The sequence below is a fragment of the Treponema porcinum genome, assembly GCF_900167145.1.
Taxonomy (GTDB): Bacteria; Spirochaetota; Spirochaetia; order Treponematales; family Treponemataceae; genus Treponema_D; species Treponema_D porcinum.
This window is the reverse complement of the sequence record NZ_FUWG01000012.1, coordinates 65,141-86,956: the sequence shown is the minus strand read 5'-3', so window position 1 is coordinate 86,956 and position 21,816 is coordinate 65,141. Positions and strand designations below refer to the sequence as shown.

Annotated in this window: 17 protein-coding genes; 14 read left to right on the top strand and 3 right to left on the bottom strand. The window is 42.7% G+C overall.

What is annotated here, in order from left to right; genetic code table 11:
• The first annotated feature begins 28 nt into the window (after window positions 1-28).
• From ispH to ffh, 4 genes are all read left to right on the top strand, one after another.
• Window positions 29-892: a 4-hydroxy-3-methylbut-2-enyl diphosphate reductase gene (ispH, locus tag B5D55_RS08560; protein WP_078933591.1), complete on the top strand. Its 864-nt coding sequence runs from the start codon at window positions 29-31 to the stop codon at window positions 890-892.
• Window positions 893-981: 89 nt separating this feature from the next.
• The gene (gene ndk / locus B5D55_RS08555; protein WP_078933589.1) at window positions 982-1,425 is read left to right on the top strand and encodes a nucleoside-diphosphate kinase; all 444 of its coding nucleotides are present in this window, start codon (window positions 982-984) and stop codon (window positions 1,423-1,425) included.
• Window positions 1,426-1,449: 24 nt separating this feature from the next.
• Window positions 1,450-2,514, top strand: a complete 1,065-nt coding sequence (locus B5D55_RS08550) for an NAD(P)H-dependent glycerol-3-phosphate dehydrogenase (protein ID WP_078933587.1) — start codon at window positions 1,450-1,452, stop codon at window positions 2,512-2,514.
• Window positions 2,507-3,862, top strand: a complete 1,356-nt coding sequence (gene ffh / locus B5D55_RS08545) for a signal recognition particle protein (protein ID WP_078933586.1) — start codon at window positions 2,507-2,509, stop codon at window positions 3,860-3,862. Before B5D55_RS08550 ends, ffh begins: the two co-directional genes overlap by 8 nt.
• A 98-nt stretch (window positions 3,863-3,960) precedes the next feature.
• On the opposite strand, the gene B5D55_RS08540 is transcribed toward ffh, so the two are convergent.
• Window positions 3,961-4,692, bottom strand: a complete 732-nt coding sequence (locus B5D55_RS08540; protein WP_234975414.1) for a glycogen-binding domain-containing protein — start codon at window positions 4,690-4,692, stop codon at window positions 3,961-3,963.
• A 229-nt stretch (window positions 4,693-4,921) separates the two neighbouring features.
• Here B5D55_RS08540 and flcA point away from each other — a divergent pair, with 229 nt between their 5' ends.
• Together flcA and B5D55_RS08530 are read left to right on the top strand one after the other, a co-directional pair.
• A complete protein-coding gene (flcA, locus tag B5D55_RS08535) occupies window positions 4,922-9,037 on the top strand; it encodes a periplasmic flagellar collar protein FlcA (protein ID WP_078933585.1) in 4,116 nt (1,371 codons plus the stop codon).
• Window positions 9,037-9,660 (top strand): diacylglycerol/polyprenol kinase family protein, encoded by a 624-nt coding sequence (locus tag B5D55_RS08530; RefSeq protein WP_078933583.1) that lies wholly within the window; start codon window positions 9,037-9,039, stop codon window positions 9,658-9,660. Before flcA ends, B5D55_RS08530 begins: the two co-directional genes overlap by 1 nt.
• Before the next feature lie 20 nt (window positions 9,661-9,680).
• Here the strand turns inward: B5D55_RS08530 and B5D55_RS08525 are convergent, their stop codons facing one another.
• Window positions 9,681-10,514, bottom strand: a complete 834-nt coding sequence (locus tag B5D55_RS08525) for a hypothetical protein (RefSeq protein ID WP_078933582.1) — start codon at window positions 10,512-10,514, stop codon at window positions 9,681-9,683.
• A gap of 123 nt (window positions 10,515-10,637) precedes the next feature.
• Between B5D55_RS08525 and B5D55_RS08520 the strand changes: the two genes are divergently transcribed.
• The 3 genes from B5D55_RS08520 (at window position 10,638) to B5D55_RS08510 (ending at window position 14,434) form a co-directional block, all read left to right on the top strand.
• Window positions 10,638-11,393 carry a DUF2259 domain-containing protein gene (locus B5D55_RS08520; protein ID WP_078933581.1) on the top strand — a complete coding sequence of 252 codons (756 nt, stop codon included), beginning with the start codon at window positions 10,638-10,640 and terminating at the stop codon, window positions 11,391-11,393.
• A gap of 121 nt (window positions 11,394-11,514) precedes the next feature.
• Entirely contained in the window at window positions 11,515-12,561 is a 1,047-nt protein-coding gene (locus tag B5D55_RS08515; protein ID WP_078933580.1) for a lipoprotein TP_1001-related protein, read from the top strand.
• A gap of 130 nt (window positions 12,562-12,691) precedes the next feature.
• On the top strand, window positions 12,692-14,434 hold the full coding sequence (locus B5D55_RS08510) for an AMP-dependent synthetase/ligase (RefSeq protein WP_078933579.1): 1,743 nt from the start codon (window positions 12,692-12,694) through the stop codon (window positions 14,432-14,434).
• On the opposite strand, the gene B5D55_RS08505 is transcribed toward B5D55_RS08510, so the two are convergent.
• Window positions 14,406-15,359, bottom strand: a complete 954-nt coding sequence (locus B5D55_RS08505) for an AraC family transcriptional regulator (RefSeq protein WP_078933578.1) — start codon at window positions 15,357-15,359, stop codon at window positions 14,406-14,408. The genes B5D55_RS08510 and B5D55_RS08505 overlap by 29 nt on opposite strands.
• Window positions 15,360-15,507: 148 nt before the next feature.
• Between B5D55_RS08505 and B5D55_RS08500 the strand changes: the two genes are divergently transcribed.
• The 5 genes from B5D55_RS08500 to B5D55_RS08480 all read left to right on the top strand — a co-directional run bounded on the left by B5D55_RS08500 (window position 15,508) and on the right by B5D55_RS08480 (window position 21,748).
• On the top strand, window positions 15,508-16,065 hold the full coding sequence (locus B5D55_RS08500) for a BUD32 family EKC/KEOPS complex subunit (protein WP_234975413.1): 558 nt from the start codon (window positions 15,508-15,510) through the stop codon (window positions 16,063-16,065).
• A gap of 111 nt (window positions 16,066-16,176) precedes the next feature.
• Window positions 16,177-17,772 (top strand): 4-alpha-glucanotransferase, encoded by a 1,596-nt coding sequence (malQ, locus tag B5D55_RS08495; protein ID WP_078933577.1) that lies wholly within the window; start codon window positions 16,177-16,179, stop codon window positions 17,770-17,772.
• Between the two features lie 197 nt (window positions 17,773-17,969).
• Entirely contained in the window at window positions 17,970-19,262 is a 1,293-nt protein-coding gene (locus B5D55_RS08490) for an ABC transporter substrate-binding protein (protein WP_078933576.1), read from the top strand.
• Window positions 19,263-19,340: 78 nt separating this feature from the next.
• Window positions 19,341-20,873, top strand: coding sequence for a carbohydrate ABC transporter permease (locus B5D55_RS08485; RefSeq protein WP_078933575.1), 1,533 nt, complete (start codon window positions 19,341-19,343; stop codon window positions 20,871-20,873).
• Window positions 20,873-21,748, top strand: coding sequence for a carbohydrate ABC transporter permease (locus tag B5D55_RS08480; RefSeq protein WP_078933574.1), 876 nt, complete (start codon window positions 20,873-20,875; stop codon window positions 21,746-21,748). Before B5D55_RS08485 ends, B5D55_RS08480 begins: the two co-directional genes overlap by 1 nt.
• The last annotated feature ends 68 nt before the right edge of the window (window positions 21,749-21,816 follow it).

Here is a 21,816-nt window from a genome sequence, read left to right as displayed (position 1 = left end):
TTGCTCTGAAAAATGATATGTTTATGGTATGAAAGTCATTCTTGCTGATGTGCTCGGTTATTGTATGGGAGTCCGCAGGGCGGTTGAAAGCGCTGAATCTGCCCTGGAAAAATATTCGGACAGACAGGTGTTTTCTCTCGGACCGCTAATTCATAATCGCACGGCGCTTGAACTGCTTGCCGGAAAAGGACTTGGTATTCTTGAAGAAAAGGATATTTCTGGTATTGAACCCGGCAGTGTCGTCATAATACGCGCGCACGGCGTAGCACCCTCGGTTATCGATTGTCTTGAAAAAAAAGAGTGCATTATCATAAACGCAACCTGTCCGCGCGTTATGGCAAGCCAGAAAAACGCCCGGAAATATGCTGCGCTAGATTTTACGGTAATTCTTGCCGGCGATAAAAATCACGGCGAGGTTACGGGAATTGCAGGATATGCCGGAAACTCTTTTGTTCTTGTGCAGAATGATGAGGAAGCAAAAGATTACATTCGGACTCTTGACGGAGAAAAAAAAGCCGTTCTTCTTAGTCAGACGACGTTCAGTCCTCTTGAATTTGAGAGGATTTCAAAAACAGTTTCTTCAGGAATAAACGGCGTTCTTGTGATGAATACAATCTGCCCTGCAACGAAGGAGCGGCAGGATGCACTTTTGCGTTTGTGCCCGCAGGTTGACGGCGTTCTTGTTGTGGGCGGAAAAAATTCTGCCAATACAAAGCGGCTTCTTCAGACGGCAAAAGAGCATTGTGCAGAAGCTGAACTGATAGAAACGGCTGATGAAATCCCGGAGCGTTTTTTTTCAATGCAGACAGTCGGAATTACGGCAGGTGCTTCTACACCTGATGACGTTATAAAGGCAGTTCAGAAAACTTTGGAGTGCGGCGGCAAAGTCTGACGGAAGAATTATCTGCCCCTACAATTCAGCCTGACACTTTGGGTTGAAATCTTGAAATATGTATTATATTCAGTTATAATTACAAAACTATGACAAGATGTTTTACTATGTTTAAGCCAGGCGTATTGAATCGCCGGCATGTTGGCGAAATAATTGCCAGATTTGAGAAAAAAGGACTGAAGCTGGTCGGCTTAAAAATGATGCGGATTGATAATGAACTTGCAAAAAAACATTATGATGTTCATTCTGACAAGCCATTTTTTCAGGATTTAGTTAATTTTATTACGTCTGCACCTGTTGTAGCTATGGTATGGCAGGGTGATGACTGCGTTTCTATCGTAAGAAAAATGGTCGGTGCTACAAAGCCGAGTGAGGCTCAGCCGGGAACAATCCGCGGTGATTACTGTATGCACACGAATATGAATATTATTCACGCTTCAGACAGTGATGAGAATGCTGCCCGTGAAATCGGTCTTTTCTTTGATGAGTCAGAGATTTTTGACTGGGCCGATGCGCTGACTGACTGGATATAAAAAATAATAAAGAAGGTGCTTTGTATGGAATCTAAGAATGTAGGAGTTCTTGGCGGGGGTGCGTGGGGAACTGGTCTTGCACAGGCGCTTGCCAGAGGCGGACATACAGTTCAGATGTGGGCTTTGGAGCCGGAAGTAAAGGAATCCGTCAATAAAGAACATGAGAATAAACGGTATCTTCCAGGGTATAAACTTTCTGAAAATCTTACTGTTTCCAATGATATAATCGAAGTTGCAACAGGCAAGGAATTCCTGATTATTGCATCACCTTCTTTGTTTCTTGCAAGTACTATAAGAAAAATAACGGCAGTTCCGAATATTGCTGACGGTACTACAGTAATTGCTTCCTTAACAAAAGGTTTTGTACCGTCTGCTGACGGACCTAAACTCATTCTTGAAACGATTGAGAATGTTCTTCCCGGAATTTATAAGGGAAATACCGTGTATGTGGCAGGTCCAAGCCACGCAGAGGAAGTTGCAATGGGTAAGCTTACAGGACTTATTGCTGCCTCTGAAAATCCTAAGAATTCAATAAAAGTTCGCGAACTTCTCAGAGTTCCGGGACTTATGGTGTATTCCAGCCTTGACGTTATCGGTGTTCAGATTTGTGCCGCTGCAAAAAACGTCATCGCTGTTGTGTATGGTGCACTTGATGCAGTAAGTGAACATTCCCAGACATTCGGAGATAATGCTGAGTCTCTTCTTATGGCTGCAGGTCTTAATGAAATTCAGACTCTTGGAATGGCGATGGGCGCTACTCATCCTGAAACGTTTACTTCAATTTCAGGTGTGGGCGATCTTGACGTTACGTGCAAAAGTAAGTACGGACGCAACAGGCGTTTCGGTCAAGATATCATCAAGAGCGATATTTTGTCTAAATTTAGTAACCTTGATGATTTAATTGAAAATATCGGAAAAGTCGGCTACCTTCCGGAAGGTGCGGTTGCCTGTAAATATGTTCATGAAATCTGCGAACGCAAGAATATAAAGCTTACTATTTGTGACGGCTTGTACAGAATCTTGAATAAGGAAATCCGTCCGCTTGATTTTCTGGACGAGCTTTTGATTCAGGGTAAAGTCCATGCTTGAGAAAATAACAGGTACATTTAATTCGATTATCCGTACTATAAGCGGAAAGTCGACTATAACGGAAAAAAATATCGAGGAAACTGTAGAGCAGATAAAAATGGCATTGCTTGAAGCTGATGTCAATCTGCGCGTTGTCCGTCGTTTTGTAAACAGTACAATAGAAGAAGCGAAGGGCGAAAAAGTCCTCAAGGCAGTTGATCCGGGACAGCAGTTCGTAAAAATCATTTACGATAAGATTGTTGCAATGCTCGGTGGCGAGGAAGAACAGTCGCTGAAACTTAAAGGACCGGATACTACGTCCGTTATCCTTTTGCTTGGTTTGCAGGGTGCAGGAAAAACTACTGCGGCACATAAACTTGCCGCGCGCCTTAAAAAAGAGGGAAGAAATCCTGTTCTTGCAGCGTGCGATTTAGTGCGTCCTGCTGCGGTGGAGCAGCTTTCTGTTCTTGGCGAGAAAATCGGTGTTCCGGTCTATAAAGAAGATTTAAAAAATGCTGTAAAGAATGCGGAAGGCGCGCTTTCTTTTGCAAGGAAAAATCAGTATGATACGCTGATTATTGATACTGCCGGTCGTCTTCAGATTGACGAAGATATGATGGCGGAACTTGTAAAAATCAAGAAGTGCGTCAGTCCTGATGATGTTCTGCTTGTTGCAGATGCTATGACTGGTCAGAATGCCGTTGACATAGCAAAGACTTTTGACGAGCGGCTTGGCATTACCGGCGTTATCCTTACGAAATTTGATTCTGATGCGCGCGGCGGTGCTGCCCTTTCTTTAAAAACAATTACGCAGAAGCCTATTCTGTTTATCGGTACGGGTGAAAAGACAGAAGATTTCGATGTGTTTCATCCGGATCGCATCGCAAGCCGTATTCTTGGTATGGGAGATGTTGTTTCCCTTGTTGAAAAAGCGCAGGAAAATGTTGATCAGGAAGAGGCAGAGCGCCTTCAGAAACGTATGGCGCGCAACGAATTCACTCTTGAAGATATGCTTATGCAGTTCCAGCAGGTTAAGAAAATGGGTTCGATGCAGTCTTTGATTGATATGCTTCCGGGAATGGCAAACCAGCAGATTGATACAAGCGGTATGAAGAAAAACGAAGCGATTATCCTTTCTATGACAAAGAAGGAACGTGCAAATCATCTGATTATCGGACCGAGCCGCCGAAAGCGCATTGCAAAAGGCTCCGGAACGACTGTTGCGGACGTAAACAAACTTATCAAGCAGTTTGAAAAAACTAAGCTTATGATGAAAAAAGTGAGCCGTAACAAGGGACTTCAGGCAAAGATGATGAGCCAGTTCGGCGGAAATATGGATATGAGCAAGTTCGGAAACCTTTTGAAATAATAAAAAAGCCGAAAAAATAAAAATGCCCGGTGCGAAAGCCTTGCAGTAATTCTGCGGCAGACGTCCGGGCTTTTTTTATAAGCGGAATTTGAATCTGTTTATTCTACAATGAGGACAGAGGTACTTCGTCCATCCGGTGTATATGCCCTGTTTGGATTTGTTTTGTCCACGACAGCTTTCATTCCTATGTAATAATTGTAGTAATATTTTCCTGCCGGAAGCGGAATTTCTATTTCGTAAAAGCCCGGCTTTGTTTCCGTAAGTTCATAAATCCAGGAATCCCAGTTCGTGAATGTTCCTGCAAGCCTTACTGTACTTCCCGGCGTTCCGTTGTAGATGAATTTTACGCAGTCGCTTTCCGTAATGTCTGTTATTTCCGGCAGCGGTTCGCCTAAATAAAGAGATGACAGCGATATTCCGGTTGCAGAATCATACGTATATTCAGGGTTTTCCGGGTCAGAAGTCCACAGTCCGTCTATAATAAGCCTGTATTTTAGTGACGTAAGGTCTTTCGGGCGTTCAAGAATGTAGAACATAAGGGAACTTGTCGTTTTTCCGTCTACGTCTTTATTCGTATGATTTTGGAACGAATGGATTGTCCTGTAGTTTTCGTAGTCAAATGCAATGCCGATATGCCGTGCGCCTGTTTTCTGCGTGAAGATAATGTATCTGTCCGTAACTTTTGGTGCAGAAATGCTGTTCAGCGAACTTACGATATTGTTGTATTCATATAAGTCTTTTTCTTCCATCATTACCGCTTTTTTTGCAAAGGCAGACGGAAGTGCGGCAAGCAGAAGTGCAGATGCAATCAAAAAACGAATCTGTTTCATATTTCGTTTTTCGGAATAAAAACTCATTCTGTTGAGCGGAAAATGCATAATTTTCAGAACTCGACATTCGGGCTGTTTATGATAAAATATAAGAATAAAGGTGAATGCAAAATATTCCGTAAATATAATAAGGACGGTTCTTTTTACCTGTCCTGATTAAACAGATTGCGTAAGGGTGTACAGTTTATACTTGTAATAAAGTATGCTTGTGGGGTAAAATCGAAATACTATGCCGGGTCTAAGTCAACTCAAAAAATTCAATTCGGATATTCTTTCTCTTGGTAATGAAGCTGAACTGCGTTCAAAGCGCGGTGAAAAAGTCGGTTCTCTGCCGATTCCTAAGGGAATTAAGGATGTTGATGATTCTGATGATTTTGTGATGGGTATGCCCGAGCCATCGGAAGATGTTATTGCGGCGATGGAAGAAAAGCCGGCTCTTGATGAAGATTTGTCTGATATTATGGGCAGTTCTTCTTCGTCTGATTCTGCTCCTGTACAGAGCGAAGCGCCTTCTGCGCCGGTTCCTGATGTTTCTTCACTCTTAAATCCTATTGGTCTTGCCACTGCATCTGACGAGAATGATGCAGTTCCAGATCTTTCTTTATTTATGGAACCAGTAGACCAGGAAGAACCAGAGGAAGTTCCTGAAGAAAAAGAACCTGAGATTTCAGATTTAAGCCTTGAAGATTTGCTTGGTGGTACAGGCTTTGACGGTTCTGAGGGAACATCTGAAAATTCTGACGCCGAAACAGAATCTGATAATTTTACTTCTTCTGATGAACCGGAAGAATTTTCTGGAACTAAAAACAGTTATTCTGAAGAAAACAGCTTCTCTACGGAGCCTGCGGAGAATGTGTCTGCCGCCGGTTCAATTCCGTCTTTGTCTGATGTACTGGGGAATGCTGATGAGTCTGGTAACTCTGATACGGGCGGCAGTATGCAGAATGACGCTGATTTATTTGCAGAACCGCTTGAAGATGCCGAACTGCTGGAAACGCTTGACGATGAACCGGAAGAACTTGAGGAGGGTGAAGATGTTGCGCCGGGAACAAGTTTCTCTGCGGAAGATTTTGCGGAACTTTCCCAGAATTCTGCGGCTGCCGCAGACGCCGATGCAGAACCTGCTTCTGATTTCAAAACTGTTTTGGAGGAACACGAAGAGTCCGACATAGACGGTTTTGACGTTCAGGATATTACGTCTGATGAAATTCCTGCTGTTCCTTCAGAAACAGAAAGCGCCGGTGCCGGTGATGAGCCGGTTACTGAACAGTCCGGGAATTTTGGAATAGACGGACTTGATATACAAGACATTACGCCGGATGAAACTGCTTCTGAAAATCAGGCAGAAACAGTGAGTGAACCGAATTCGTCGAACAAGCCAGTTGATGACATTCCTCTAGAAGAAAGCAAGACGTCTTTCAGTGCAGATGACTTTGATCTGGCTTCTTTTGATGATGCAAATTTTGATGTTGACAATCTTGTTTCTGGTGATGACGATATAGAACTTCAGGACGCTGATGAAACGGCGGAAAATAAACCTGCACAGGATATTCCTTCTGAAACTGACGGGAATGTGAATGACGCGGAAACAGGGACGGCTTTAGGAAACGAAGCGGATGCGTTTAATCTTCCTGACATTGATTTTGATGATATTTCAGATAAAAATTCGGAAAATAAAACTGATGATGTATCTTCTGACGGTGAGGCTGAATTTGAAAATGCCGGCATTCCTGACGGACTGTTTGATTCTTCCGATATGGAACTTCCGCCGCTTGGAGATGAAGTAGATGCGGCTTCTGATTTTGTAAAAGAGGCTGAACAGAATGATGCATTCAAGCTGTCTGATTTTGACGGTGATAATTCCGGTTTTTCACTTGATACTCCTGATTTTTCTTCAGCCGTTCCTTCAGATGAAGATGTTTCACCTTCGGAAAATGAGTCTTTGAATTTGGATGATGCCGCTTCTTCTGGTGACAGCGCTTCTTCCGGGGATGCAGTTTCATCTGGTGATGCTTCTGATGCCGGAAGTAGTGATGATTTTCCTGCTGATTTTAATTTTAATCTTGATGATGCCGCAGATGAAAGTTCTTTTTCTGCTTCTACGGATGAGTCTGTTCCTGCAGAAACTTTTGATATTTCTGCAATGGAAGGACTTGAATTTCCTGATACTGACGCAAAGCTTGCCGGAAATGATGCGTCCGGTTTTGAGCTTGGAAGCGACGATGACATTCAGTTTGAAAACAGTGATTTTGAAATTCCTGGATTTTCTGATGTTGATACAGTTGCGGAACAGAAAAACGGAAAGCTTGGGCCTGCATCTGCGCCAGCAGAACCAGAACCTGACGATAACAACGGTCTTCCGCCAAATACGCTTTCCGACGAGCAGTACCAGAAATTCCTAAAAAATCTGTCTTCCTATCCGCTTAATGTCCGCATTGCAGTTGAAGATTTGATTGTAAAAAATGAATTCACTGATGAAGCAGAATTCGAAATTATTTTAAAAGTCCTTAAAAAAGTGCCTGCCCGGCAGCTTGCTTCCGAGCTTGAAAAAATGCTTGATATTGCGCTGCCTGTTCCGCGTGATTTTGAGCGTCGCACTTCCGAAGAATATGAGATTTACAAAAGTTCGTTCCAGTATCAGCTGCGCAATAAAATCATTCCGGGAGCAATGGTCTGTTCTGTTGCAACAGGTCTGTGCATTCTGCTGTTTCTGTTTGCAAAGAATTTTATCTATAAACCGGCAAAGGCTTCTTCACTCTATAGGCAGGGATATGTGCTTCTTGAGACAGACGACTACCCGAATTCCGAGCTGAAATTTAACGAAGCGGTGCTGTATGACCTTCAGAAAAAATGGTTCTTCCGTTATGCACAGGGCTACCGCCGTCACAAACAGTATGCCCGTGCGGAACAGATGTACAGAAATATCCTTTACTGTTTCAATCACGATAAAACAGCCGGACTTGAGTATGCGGAAATGGAACTTAATGACCTTGCAAACTATGAAAAGGCGGAGAACGTCCTTCTGCGCGACGTGCTTGATTATCACGTAAATGATTCTGACGGTCTGCTTTTGCTGGGTGATACGTATCTTGAGTGGGCTACGGAAAAAGATTTTTCTAAATTTGAAGATGCGCGCGTAAAATATGCAGAGCTTATTCAAATGTACGGACCGACGAATTTGTATATGTCGCGTATGATGCGTTACTTTATCAGGACTGATAATCTTCTTGAAGTTTTGCAACTGAAAGAACATTTTATGCCGAAGGAAAAATCTCTTGGCGCGCAGGACTGGACGGAACTTAGCGGATTTATGCTTGACAAGCTTTACGGACCGCTTGCTCCGGCTGACGAATACCTGCGTACAAAAATCGAAGATGTAAAGGAAATGCTTATGCGTGCTGTCCGCGCGGATTCTTCCAATCCTGCGGCACTTTACAATCTTTCGCGCTATTACGTCCAGATGAACAACAGTATGAATGCAAAATCTTCGCTTGAAAGAACGCTTCTTGCTTTTGAAAATGCTCTGTCACTAAAAAAGCGTGACATATACAAGTATATTGACTCATACCGTCTGCTTGGCGAGCAATATATAGAAGAACGCGAATATTTGAAGGCTAGGGAATATTTTACTTCCGGCATTTCGCTGTTCCAGAATGAACAGATGTCAAGCGGTTTTGAGGGAAATCATCAGGTTGGAAAACTTTATGCCGATATGGGTGATATAGATTATTTTATTTCTGGTGATGTGAACAGTGCGCTTTTAAATTATCAGGATTCTGTCAGTAACGATAATGATACTTCTGAAATCCGCTATAAAATCGGTGCAATTCAGTACGGCAAGAAAAATTATTCAGAGGCTCTTGGTTCGTTTATGAAGGCATCTGAAGACAATCCTGATGATACGAGCCTTCTTCTTGCAATGGGAAATACGCTGTCACTTCGTAATGATGCGTACGCTTCACAGGGGTACTACGAACGTCTTATTGACATTCTTGATGCGGAAAAGGAACAGAAAGGAATTCTGTTTCCGCAGATGCGCTCTGATGAGTCAGAAATCGTTGATTTGTATCTGAAGGCATCAAATAATCTTGGCGTAACGTTGTACAAGCTTGCCCGGCGGACAGGGAACAGTACGCTCAATGCACAGGCAATTTCAAATTTCCAGGAATCTATACGTGCCTGGGATGCGCTTACACGTAATCAGCAGACGCTCATCCGTCTTGGCGGAAGCAATCTTGCGGAGCAGAATATAAAATATCTTACACATCCGATGCCGGATTTTGAACCGGCGATTTATACGGACGTGCCTCGTACGCTCAGTACAGAGGAAGGATTGAATCCATAATGGCATTGAATTTGAAGGGCGGAATTGCGCTCAAACAGTATAGAAACAGCATATTGAAAGAACTGGTAAGAAAATCAATTCATATGTGCAGTTCGTTTGTTCCTTTTTTTCTTGGAATTGCGTATGAGCCGGTGATTGTGCTTTTGTGCGCGCTTCTGGTGTTTTACTGCGTTTCTGAGCTGCTTCGCCTGAAAGGTGTAGAACTTCCTGTCGTTGCAAAAATAACTGCCGTTGCCGCACGCAAACGCGATGAAAATAAATTCGTTCTTGGACCTGTTACTCTTGTAATCGGAATTGTAATGTCCGCCCTTTTATGGAATCTTCCGGCTGCTTCAATTGGGATTTATGCACTTGCATTCGGAGACGGACTTGCAAGCCTTTGCGGAAAACTGTTCGGGCGCATATACATTCCTTTTACGCACGGAAAAACAGCCGCTGGAAGCCTTACTTGTTTTTTTGCGGTATTCGTTTCTTCGTTCTGCGTATGCCGTAATGCGGCCGTTTCGTTTTTTCTTGCGCTTGCCGCAATGATTATAGAGGTCATTCCTATGGCAGATTTAGACAACGTTTTTATTCCTGTTGTTATAGGCGCGCTTGCACAGTTTTTTCAGGGATGCATTTAACCGCTATGAAAATTACAGTTTTATAAATCGTTCCACAAATACATTTTATGAAGCGCTTTCAGATATGACATACTGCCTGTAAAAAGCAGGACAGTCCCTGTTCCCAGAATCAGAAAACTGTATGCGCTACATAGAAAAAGGTATCCTGTGCACATAAGAATCATTCCGTATGGGAAAGTTCTCTGGCTTTTGTCCTGAAAAAAACTGATTGTCTGCGTTATTATTGCCGCAAGAAACAGCGCGTACTGTGAATACGTAAAGACTTTCGGGTAGCCGTATTCAAGCTGGCACAGCGGAAGGACTTTCTGTGTGTTGAACGGCAGGAGTACGGAAATGTAAATTGAAACTACAAACAGAACCAGAATGTTCTGTTCAACGTACTGACGGGATTCTGTTTTATTGTAAATTACGGCAAAAAGAAGGCTCAGCGGTGCAAGAATCCGCCCTGAAAGCATTATCGTGCTTGCAACAAGTGCAAGGTGCGTTTTTGTGTGCCACAGGTCAAAAAACGGGAAGCACATCCTGACTGGTTCTGCAAGGCAGGCAATGAGAAAAATGGAAAAATAGATGATTTCCGTTGACTGCGTTTTTTCAAATTCAACGTTAAGGTAAAGCAGCATAATGAACGAATACAGCGGAAAAATAAAAATAGAAAACAATACTGCCGTAAAATTAAATCTGGTCAGAAAGTACTGCTGGAATTTTACGTAAGGAATGTCAGCCGGTACAGCCAGTTTTCCTGTTGTGTACAGAAACGGAATCAGAATTCCTATGAATACAAGCAGCGTAAGGGAAATGAAAATAAGAAAAAGGTTTATTCTGTTTCTGGTCTTGATAGTCATTTTAAAAATCATAGCTTCAATATAAATTTTAGTAAAGACTTACTGTAAAAAACCGAAAATCTATATGTAGACTTTAAAAGAAGATGGGAAAGCCAGAAGAAACATATATTCTTATTGACTTTTTCAGGGGGAACTATGAAAAAAATAATAGCCGGTGGTATTTTTCTTTTTATTGCTGCTGCCGTTTCTTTTGCAGGTGATGCAGCTGTTCTTGTTGACAGCGGATTTTCTGCGGACGGTGCATATTATATTTTCGGTCAGTACGGAAAAACGGACAAATCTTTTCAGGGGTGGGCTGAAATTTATACAGTCGATGTTGCCGGAAATGATTATGTAGACGGCGGTGTGTTCCGGGTAAAGCCGTCTGCCGTTACGTTCAATAAAAACGGCAAAGAAGTATTCGATTCTCTTGCAGGACAGAATTTCAATGCGATAAAAAAATACGGATGTAATCCTGCAAAGCCGGATCAGGTGCTTTATATTCGCGAAGATGAAAAAAAATCTTCGCTTGATGAAATTGTGTTCAAGGATTTTGTAAGTTCGCTGAGCAAGGATCAGGCGTATTATCACGTAAGGCTTGTTCCTGAATACGTCGGAAGCGGAATAAAGACAAAATCTTCGTTTGTAATCAATCTTGAAAAGCGGGATGCGGACGGAACGGTGCTTGCCCGTCAGGTTATCGGTACTCCGTCTGTAAAGCGTTCAGGTGTAACAGGTTACAAGATTGAGCGGATTGTATGCGATAATTCTGGTAAAAACATTGTGTTTATAGTTGAAAAAACTGTTGAAGATAAGACAGGAACGAACATCAGGTATATGATAGAAGCCGCCGCTTTGAACAGTGATTTTTTTCTTAATCTTGCAGAACATAATGATTCTGATGCAAAATAATCTGTAAAATATAGATTTTTCAAAAAAAATCCGCTTTTGCGGATTTTTTTTTTTGCAAATTTTGCCTTTTTTTCAAAAAGAATTCGACATCTATGTAGAAACCAAAAAAAGAGGTAAAGGTATGAAAAAACTTTTCAAAAAAATCGGACGCAGTCAGGGCGTTCTTTTTTCACTGGTTCAGTCGTCTGCCATTGCGGCGGTTGTTCTTCTTGCTGTAAGCCACGTTTCCTGCAAAATGACGGAAACTGGCATTTCCGTTTCGGAAGGGGATTATACGACTCCCGTGCTTGAATCGTATTCCCTTACAGGCGAAAAAACTATGCGGCTTGTGTTTTCAAAAAAAATTACGCTTGAAAATCTTAACCTTACACCGGAAGTTGAGATTGATTCTGTGTCATACGACAGTCAGGAAAATTCTATCTGCTTTGCCGACGTTACGTTTTCTTCCGGTCTTGAAATCGGCAGGGAGTATTCCTTGTTCGGCGACGTTATTGATGAATCAGGAAATTCGCTTACGTTCTGCATTCCTTTTTCCGGCTACAACGCAGAAATTCCGGTTCTTGAGATTACGGAGATACGCCAGATGTACAAAGGCGAATCGAAAGGCGACGGAAAATTCTACTGCGAATACGTTGAACTTTGCGCCAAAAGCGCCGGCAATCTTTCCGGACTTGAACTTTTCAGCGTAAGCGATGGAGAGGAAAAGAAATTTGTCCTTCCGTCAGTGCGCGTAAGTGAGGGAGATATTGTCGTAGTCCACCTGCGTTCTAAGGGAGAAGGCTGTATAAGCGAACTTGACGATGACTTGAATTTGTCTTATGCGCTCGGTTCTGCTTCCGGCGTGCGTGATTTATGGGATGAAAACGAAGATGCCCGGCTTAATGATACGGCTGATGTTGTCGTTTTAAGGAATTCTGCTGACGGAACTCTTTTGGATGTCGTGCCGTATGCAAAGGCAGGAACAGAAAACTGGAAGAATGAAAGTTTTTCGTCTGTTCTGGAAGATGCTGTCCGCCAAAATTTGTGGTCGCCGGACAGTTCTATTGGTGCGGCTGTTAATGCTGACGGAATTACAGCTACAAAATCGCTTCTTAAGATAAAAGACGGTCATTCTGCTGAATGCTGGCAGGTTTCTGCAACAAACGGAGGAACGCCGGGAACTTTGTAGAATGATAAAGGCGGAATGTAAAAATAAACTTTTTTTATTTTTGCCTCAGGTGTATAATGAATTTGTATCTGATATTTGCATTCCGCCGGCTTTATAGAGAAGTTCCGGCATTATAGCGGAGTTTCTGTTTATGGACGATTTGAAAAATTATAATCCAAGCCAGTTTCTGGAAGATTTCCGGGGAACGTTTTTTACAGGCGAATGGCCGACGCTTCCCGAAATGTTTAATATTACCGTAGAACGTTATCCAGACCGCCCGTGCTTTACTGACTGGGAAGGTGAGAACGGTGAAAAACGGACATATTCTTATACGCAGGCAAAAGGACTTGTTCTTACGCTTGCAAACTGGATGACGGTAAACGGCGTTCAGCACGGAGACAGAATTGCCGTGTCAGGGAAAAATTCTCCTGAATGGGCGGTCGTGTATCTTGCGGCTCTGTATGCCGGTGCCGTTATCTGCCCTATGGATTATGCGCTTCGTCCGGAAGAAATAGAAAATCTTATTGCAGCGGCAAAGCCTGTGATGCTTTTTATTGATGAAGAAAAGTATGACCATTTTGCCGCAAAACAAATGGATTGCAGGGTGTTTTCCTTGAGCAGGAAGCAGGGTGAACTTTATTCGCTTTCCCTGTGCGCAGATGTGCAGAAAAATCCAGAGCCTGCTTTGATGGAGGAAACGGCTGCAATTCTTTTTACAAGCGGTACGACTGGAACTCCTAAAGGCGTTATGCTAAGCCATAAAAACCTTGTGAGCGACTGTTATATTGCACAGAGCAATATGCGGATTTTCTCAACTGACGTTTTTTATGCCCTGCTGCCTATTCACCATGCGTATACTATGCTTGCCGTTTTTATAGAGGCGATTTCCGTAGGTGCAGAGATTGTGTTCGGAAAAAGTATGGCAGTCAGCCGTCTTATGAAAGAACTGAAAGACGGTAAGATAACTATGCTTTTAGGTGTACCGATGCTGTTTAATAAAATTGCCGCCGGAATTATCAAGGGGATAAAAAACAAAGGTCCTGTTGTCTATGCCGTTATGAAAATGCTTATGGCTGTTTCGTTCATCATAAAAAAGACATTCGGTATAAATCCTGGTAAACGGATTTTTAAGGCAGTTCTTCAGCAGGCAAACATTTATACAATCCGCATTGCAATCTGCGGCGGCGGTCCTCTGGCAAAAAGCGTATTCCGTCTTTATAACGAGATGGGCATTAATTTTGTGCAGGGATACGGTCTTACGGAAACTTCACCTATTATCGCGCTAAATCCCGTTCATCATTTCAAGATTGAAAGCGTCGGAAAATATTTTGTCGGAAAAATGGAAATGAAAATCCTTAACCCGAATGAAAACGGAATCGGCGAGATTGCAGTAAAAGGTCCGATGGTTATGCAGGGATATTATAATATGCCTGAAGAAACTGCAAAAGTCTTTACGGAAGATGGCTGGTTCAAGACAGGTGATTTGGGGTGGATTGATAAGGAAAATTATCTTATGCTGAGCGGGCGCGTGAAAAATATGATTGTTACGGAAGGCGGAAAGAACGTCTATCCGGAAGAAATCGAGGATGCGTTCCAGCTTGAAACGGACATACAGCAGATAACCGTACGCGGTTATATTGCCGACGAGAAAATGAAGTCAGAAGAACTGGAAGCGCTTGTCTACCCTGGCGACGAACTTTTTGCGCACCTTAAGATACGGCGTGATTTATATGATGATGACGCCAGAAAGGCGGTTGAAAAAGCTGTTTCTGCCATTGTGGAGAGGGTGAACAGGCGGCTTCAGCCTTACCAGAGAATAACGCGGATTACAATTCTTGACGAGCCGCTTGAAATGACGACTACGCTCAAGGTAAAGCGGAACTACAACAGCTAGCGTTATGTGCAAAATCGGCTTTACCTGCGGTGGCGGATGTTTTTTCTACAGGGGCTTCTGCCGCTTTCTTCCGAAGTTCGCCCGGAGTACAGCCGTATGTACTTTTGAATGCCCGTATAAAATAGGAGAAATAGTGGAAGCCGCATTCTTCGCAGATTTCGGAAACTGATTTGTCCGTGTTTTTCAAAAGCCGCTCGGCATTTTCAAGCCGCACAGAATTTACATATTTTATAAGAGAAATGCCGGTCAGATTTTTAAAGGATTTCATAAAATGGCTTTCGGAAAGATTTGAGAGTTCCGCCACTTCTTTTACGGTGATTTCTTTCTGATATTCTTCCTGAATGTAGCGGAGCACAGGCTTAAGCCTTGCGATTGACGAATGCATTGATTTTCCCTGCGTGGTCATCGGAATGAGCAGACTGTTTATTTCAAACAGGACGGCGTACAGGTGTGATTTTATCATCAGTTCGTTCGTGGTGTATTTTTCCTTTCTGTGTGCAATCAGTTCCTGTATGTGCGGAGCGATTTTTCTGTTCATTTCGCTGTCTTTCGGCAGATGGAACGACGATAGCTGGCTGTCACCGGTATACGGCTGAAAATATTTTTTGTAGCAGACGGAATTTTCATTTTCCTCAAGGAGCGAGAATTTAAAAAGAATGTTAAAATATCGCATTGATTTATTTTCCGTCTGCCGTATGTCGTGAACGGACTGCGGCGGAATGAGAACGACATCTCCGGCGGTACAGATGTACGGACGGGATTGTACGCTGATGCATCCTGTTCCATGTTCTATATAAATGATTTCAAATTCTTCGTGCCAGTGAAGGGGATAGTTGTGCAGAAATTCCGGGATTTTTCCTGTATAGACAATATACGGAAAGTCCAGCCGCCCGTGAATTTTAGTTTCGTGCGTACCGATGCTCACTTTTCCTCCTAAAATACAGATTACAGTTCAGACTGAAAATTAAAAAACTGCCGCAAAAAAATGCGCGGTGCAGTATTTTGATAGGATTGTGTTATTATAGAATATTATTTTGAAAAAATAATAAATCTTTTGATAGTATACTGATGATATGGAGATTTACAATATGCAAAAAGCAATGACGATAAACGGAACTGAATTTAATGTTGTGTCGCTTCTCGGAAAGGGGAAAGGCGGATATTCCTATCTTGCAGAGCGCGACGGAAAGAAGTTTGTACTTAAGCAGATTCATCACGAACCGTGCAGTTACTATACTTTCGGCAACAAGATTGAGGCTGAGCAGAACGATTACGCAACGCTGAAATCAACAGGAATAAGGCTTCCAAAACTTATTGATACGGATGTTAAACAGGAGCGGATTCTTAAGGAATTTATAGACGGTCCTACGGCAATGGATCTTGTAAAGCAGGACAAAATGACAGATGCGTATATTGGTCAGGTTAAGGAGATGTGCAGGCTTTTGTATCCTGCCGGGTTGAACATCGACTATTTTCCGACTAATTTTGTCGTTCAGAATGACGTTCTGTTCTATATAGATTACGAATGCAATAATTATATGGAAGAATGGAATTTTGAAAACTGGGGAATAAAATACTGGAGCAAGACGAAAGAATTTTTAGATTATGTAAACGGTTCGTCTGCACAGTGAACGCCCGGCTCTTTAATCGGATGCATTTTTAATGGCGCGTTTGCTTTGATTTTCCCTGTTTTGCACATTGGTTTTGTTTACAATTTATAAAACGTATATTAAAATGGTGGAATGAAATTTACAAGAAGCAGTGGTATTTTAATGCACCCGACATCTTTTGCGGGTACACCAGGTATAGGTACGCTGGGAAAAGCAGCGTATGAATTTGTTGACTGGCTTGAATCTGCACATCAGACATTATGGCAGATTCTTCCTATTGGACCTACGGGATATGGCGATTCTCCGTATGCATCGTTTTCTACGTTTGCAGGCAATCCGCTGATGATTGACCTTGACGACCTTGCGGCGAAAGGATGGGCAGACAAAAATGACATCATTCCTGCTGATTATATAAAGACGGACGGTCCTGTTGATTTCGGCAGCGTAGTTTGGTGGAAAATGCCTGTGCTGTTTAAATGCGCGTCATACTTCCTTGCAAATTGTAGCAAGAAAGACCGTGAGGATTACGAAGCGTTCAAGAATGATAATTCCAGCTGGCTTGATAACTACGCAAATTTCACCAGCATAAAGCAGTTCTACGATGCAAAGGCAGATAAAGAAGGCGTAAGCGGCATTGCACAGATGTGGAATGCTTTCTGGCCGGAAAAACTTGCAAAATGCGATCCGGTAGAAGTTTCAAAATGGAATGCCGGGCACACAGATAACATTGAGCAGATAAAAGTAATTCAGTTCTTCTTTGCAAAACAGTGGTTTTCTTTGAAAGAGTATGCAAACGGCAAGGGAATAAAGCTTATCGGTGACATTCCGATTTTCGTTGCGCCGGATTCTGCTGACGTATGGGCAAACCAGAAGTTCTTTCAGCTTGATAAAAAAGGAATCCCTTTGAAAGTAGCCGGTGTTCCGCCGGATTATTTCAGTGCTACTGGTCAGCTGTGGGGTAATCCGCTGTATGACTGGGATGCAATGAAGAAAGACAACTATTCGTGGTGGGTAAAACGCACCCAGCGGATGACAGAGCTTGTTGACATCGTACGCATTGACCATTTCCGCGGATTTGAAGCATACTGGTCAATTCCTTACGGCGATCCTACGGCTGTGAACGGCAAGTGGATTCCAGGCCCGAATATTGCTTTGTTCGATGCGATTAAAAAAGCACTCGGCGAACTTCCTATTATTGCAGAAGATCTGGGCGTTATCACCGACGGTGTTCGCAAACTTCGTGATGATTCCGGTTTCCCTGGAATGAAAGTCCTTCAGTTTGCATTTGACCCGAACGAAGCCGGAAAAGACGGAATGGTAAACGCATTCCTTCCGCACATGTATCCGCAGACTTCCGTTGTATACACCGGAACGCATGACAACGACACTATGCAGGGCTGGCTTGACAGCGCTTCTGATGCGGCAGTAAAAATTGCGGCAGAATATGCGTTCGGAAAGAAAATTTCCGAAACTGAGGCGCGTGCGCTTTCTGACAACGGCGAACTGTGTGCAGGTCTTATCCGCAGTGCAATCGCATCAACGGCAGATATGGCAGTAATTCCTATGCAGGACATTCTTGACCTTGGCGCAGAAGCGCGTATGAATACGCCTAACACCCTTGGCGGAACGAACTGGGCATGGAGAATTGCACCTGGCAGCCTGACAAAAGAACGGGCAGAAAACCTTGCGTTCATCTCTGATTTGTACGGACGCAATATCCTTAAATAAATAAACTTTTTCTTGTTATAAAGAAAAAAAACGGCTTCGTGTAAAAAAACGGAGCCGTTTTTTTTTGTCATAAACAGCCTTGAACGGCGTAAAAAATATTTTAATTTGACAAATCACTTTTATGGACTTATCATAAAAAATAGCTTCTTGTAAAAGAAGCTGAGAAAAAAAAGTTATCTATCATTACGGAGGAAAGAATGAAAAAGATAATGATTTCATTGGCTGCAGCTGCATTGGCTTGTGCTGCATTTACAGGATGTCAGAAGAAAGGTGCTGGAGAGGGTGATGCTGCCCGTTCTGCAGGCGGAAAGATTGAGCTTGAGATGTATTACTACAAGCAGGAAAATCAGGAAGGACTTATGAGGATTGTAAAGGCATTCCAGAAAGAAAATCCTGATATTTCAATTAAAATGCTTATTATTCCAAACGATGCAGATGCTTCAATGTCTGCACGTGCGGCTCAGAACGATTTGCCGGATATTCTTCAGATGCAGTCTTATGCTCGCGTTGAAGAGTATGCATCAAAAGGTTATCTTGTAGATCTTTCAAAAGAACCTGCTCTTCAGGCTGCTCTTCCAAGCTCGCTTCCTTCTGTTACTTGGGAAGGCAGACAGTATGCCGTTCCGATGGACTATGCAGGAATCGGTATCATCTATAACAAAGATATTTTCCAGAAGCTCGGTCTTGAAGCTCCTGCTACATACCGCGACCTTGAAAAAGTATGCCGCGTTCTGAAAGAGAACGGCGTTGTTCCGTTTGCAGCCCTTCTTAAGGAAAACTGGTCTGTAGGTCATTTTATTACAATGATTCACACTGCACTTCTTGCAGAAAAGAACATCGCTCCGGCTGATTTCATTGCTTCTATGAACGCAGGAAAATCATCTTACGGTGCTGTTGATACTGCAAAACTGTTCAGCATCCTTGATTTCTACCGCGCTAATATGAATTCAAATGCAGGTGAAATGGGTGGCGGCGAACAGCAGCAGTCATTTGCAAAAGGTGAATCTGCAATGATGGTTCAGGGACTGTGGGCGTATGTTGATGCCCTCAAACTTAATCCGAATTTGAACGCAGGATTCATTCCGTTCCCTGTTTACAACGATGCAAAGATGAACAAACTGTATGCTGACGTTGACTCTACGTTCGGTGTTTCTTCACAGTCTTCTAAGGAAAAACAGGATGCAGCAATCAAATTCCTGAACTGGCTCTCTTCTGATGAAGGAAAGGCTCTTTGGGTTTCTGAATATAAGCTTACTCACTCATTCCAGGGCGGTGATTTCGCTTCTCTTGGTGCTCCGTATGCTGACCTTATGAATTCTGTTGCAGAAAAAGGCGCATATCCGTGGGCATTCTCACAATATCCTACAAAAGTATTTGAGGATGCGTGCAAGAACGGTGCCCAGCAGTATATGATGCAGGTAAAATCTGCTGATGATGTAATCAAAGCTATTGACGAACAGTGGGCTGCTTCTGCAGTTTCTGCAAACTAAAATTATAATTTAATTGAAGGGGCGGTCAGATTATTCTGCTGCCCCTTGTTTTTTGCTTGCTGAAAGGATTTATACATAATGGTTGAGCCAAAAATAAAAAAATGGTCGTATTTTACAGCATTTATCCTGCCGTGTCTGGTTTTATACTTGCTGTTTTTTATTACTCCTTTTTTCAGGGGAATCGGAATTTCCCTTACGAACTGGGATGGCCTTACGCAAAAAGTTCCTATGACATTAGGAAAAGAAGAGTTTGAACTTAAAATTCTGTCCCGGATTGAAAAGCAGTCTGATGCAGACTATGTGATGAGCGTTTATTATTTGGATGAAAACGACAATTCCTATCATCGCCGTGCAATCAACGGTATGAAAAAATATAGACTGGAGCGGATTATAAGAAAGACAAAATATGAGCCGGACGCATACCGGTTCGTAGGTCTTGAAAATTATAAGAAAATTTTTACCGGCAAGAGTGGCGGTAATTTTTATCCTCATACGACAAAACTTCAGAAATACAATAAGTCTTCTGATTTGCCTGGTTCTATTCCAAGACGGACTTTTGAAAAAGAGATTGCAAGGCGTCTTCCAAAAGATAGTGAAGACAGTGCCTTAATAAAAAAGGCATATTCATATTCTGAAGCGTCTGATTCATACCGCCTTTCAAAAGAGTATGATGAATTTGAAATAACGACACCTCTGTGGGAACTTGCCGAGGTTCTTGTTACCAAAACAGTTTCTGAAAGCGACATTGATTCTTTTGTGCGTAACCTTAAGGTTATTGCCCTTGGTCAGGATACGTATTCTATCAGGAAAGCAGCCGTTGACTTTATACATTTGCACTCAATTTCTGACGGCAGTAGGGATACTGTTCTTTCTGTGGCAGACGGTATGCTTGAGGCAGGAAAACTGAAAATTGCACTTTCTGATAACTGGGTTGTGAAGCAGCGGAATATGGGCGTAGTTGGCTTTACGCTGTTCTTTGCATTTTTCTCCGTTATCGGCATAAATGTAGTTGCGTTTGCGCTTGCTCTTGCACTTGATACAGGACTGCACGGTCAGAAAATCCTGCGGACTGTATTCTTCCTGCCGAACGTACTTTCAATGATTATTGTTGCCCTTATCTGGAATATGCTGTTCGTCCAGCTGCTTCCGGCGCTTACCGGCGTTGAAAAATGGATTTCAGATCCGAACAAGACTCCGTGGCTTCTGGTTGTCGTTGCCGTATGGCAGGGAGCCGGATACTATATGATTGTCTATCTTGCAGGTTTGCAGAACATTCCTACCGAGATTATCGAAGCTGCTAAAATTGACGGCGCTACCGGCTGGCAGCGTTTCCGTTTCATCACGCTTCCGATGATGATTCCTGCCCTTACGATTTCTCTGTTCCTTACGATTGCAAATGCGCTTAAGAGTTTTGACCTTATGTATGCAATGGTCGGACCAACCGGATATGCAACGGGAACTGTTCCGCTTGTCTACGATATTTATTTCCAGGCGTATTCAATGAAAGAATCCGGAATGGCGACGGCAAAGGCGATGGTTCTGTTCCTTGCGATTGTTCTTGTAACTGGAATTCAGCTGTTCCTGATGAAACGAAAGGAGGTTGAGGCGTGATGAACCTTAAGTCGTATTTTTTTGAAAAAAAACATATAAAGGCGAGAAGTGCGGCGCTTCTTGCAGTTCTTATTGTTTTTGCGGTGTTTTTTATTTATCCGATGATTTTTGTAATTATAAACAGCCTTCGCCCGAATGCTGCCATTATAAAAAATCCGCTTGGACTTCCGAACTCGGCGGACTGGAGTTATTTCAGGCCTGACGCAGTGAAATTCTTTGCAAATTATGCGCAGGCTTGGACTCAGATGCAGTTTCCGAAAGTCTTTCTGAATACGTTTCTTATTACCGTGTTTGGAACTGGCGGAATTATTATGACGTCTGCAATGTGCGCGTACGGTCTTGCCCGTTCAGATACAAAAATCTCCTGGTTTTTATACGGATTTTTTGCGTTCAGCCTTGTAATTCCGTTCCAGATTATTATGGTACCGATTGGCGTTCTTGCAAAAGACTTGAATTTGATGAATGTTCCGGGAATTGTAATTATGTACTGGGGACTTGGCTGTCCTACGGCAATTTTTATGATTCACGGATTTATTAAGGGCGTTCCGCGTGAACTTGAGGAATCTGCCGCAATGGACGGCGCAGGCAAGTTCTACATTTTCTTTGTGATAATTCTTCCTTTAATAAAGACGATTATTGCAACTGTTGCCGTTATTGATGCGCTGTGGTTGTGGAATGACTTTCTTCTTCCTTTGATTGTCATAAAAGAAGGAACGATTCAGCTTGCACAGATGAAATTTAACGGTCAGTTTATGAAAGATTACGGTCCGATGTGTGCTTCGCTTACGATTTCTTCAATCCCGATTATTATTTTCTATCTGGGACTTCAGAAATATATTATAAAAGGAATTGCCGCCGGTGCTGTAAAAGGCTAGGCGTGCAGACGGAAAAGGCGGGCTGATGTCCGCCTTTTTTCTTCTTCTTGCGTTTTGTCCGTTGATTT

Bases quoted from the DNA above. Each gene is read 5' to 3' on its own strand.
- ispH (WP_078933591.1), top strand. From the start codon at position 29: ATGAAAGTCATTCTTGCTGATGTGCTCGGTTATTGTATGGGAGTCCGC.
- ndk (WP_078933589.1), top strand. From the start codon at position 982: ATGACAAGATGTTTTACTATGTTTAAGCCAGGCGTATTGAATCGCCGG.
- B5D55_RS08550 (WP_078933587.1), top strand. From the start codon at position 1,450: ATGGAATCTAAGAATGTAGGAGTTCTTGGCGGGGGTGCGTGGGGAACT.
- ffh (WP_078933586.1), top strand. From the start codon at position 2,507: ATGCTTGAGAAAATAACAGGTACATTTAATTCGATTATCCGTACTATA.
- B5D55_RS08540 (WP_234975414.1), bottom strand. From the start codon at position 4,692: ATGAAACAGATTCGTTTTTTGATTGCATCTGCACTTCTGCTTGCCGCA.
- flcA (WP_078933585.1), top strand. From the start codon at position 4,922: ATGCCGGGTCTAAGTCAACTCAAAAAATTCAATTCGGATATTCTTTCT.
- B5D55_RS08530 (WP_078933583.1), top strand. From the start codon at position 9,037: ATGGCATTGAATTTGAAGGGCGGAATTGCGCTCAAACAGTATAGAAAC.
- B5D55_RS08525 (WP_078933582.1), bottom strand. From the start codon at position 10,514: ATGATTTTTAAAATGACTATCAAGACCAGAAACAGAATAAACCTTTTT.
- B5D55_RS08520 (WP_078933581.1), top strand. From the start codon at position 10,638: ATGAAAAAAATAATAGCCGGTGGTATTTTTCTTTTTATTGCTGCTGCC.
- B5D55_RS08515 (WP_078933580.1), top strand. From the start codon at position 11,515: ATGAAAAAACTTTTCAAAAAAATCGGACGCAGTCAGGGCGTTCTTTTT.
- B5D55_RS08510 (WP_078933579.1), top strand. From the start codon at position 12,692: ATGGACGATTTGAAAAATTATAATCCAAGCCAGTTTCTGGAAGATTTC.
- B5D55_RS08500 (WP_234975413.1), top strand. From the start codon at position 15,508: ATGGAGATTTACAATATGCAAAAAGCAATGACGATAAACGGAACTGAA.
- malQ (WP_078933577.1), top strand. From the start codon at position 16,177: ATGAAATTTACAAGAAGCAGTGGTATTTTAATGCACCCGACATCTTTT.
- B5D55_RS08490 (WP_078933576.1), top strand. From the start codon at position 17,970: ATGAAAAAGATAATGATTTCATTGGCTGCAGCTGCATTGGCTTGTGCT.
- B5D55_RS08485 (WP_078933575.1), top strand. From the start codon at position 19,341: ATGGTTGAGCCAAAAATAAAAAAATGGTCGTATTTTACAGCATTTATC.
- B5D55_RS08480 (WP_078933574.1), top strand. From the start codon at position 20,873: ATGAACCTTAAGTCGTATTTTTTTGAAAAAAAACATATAAAGGCGAGA.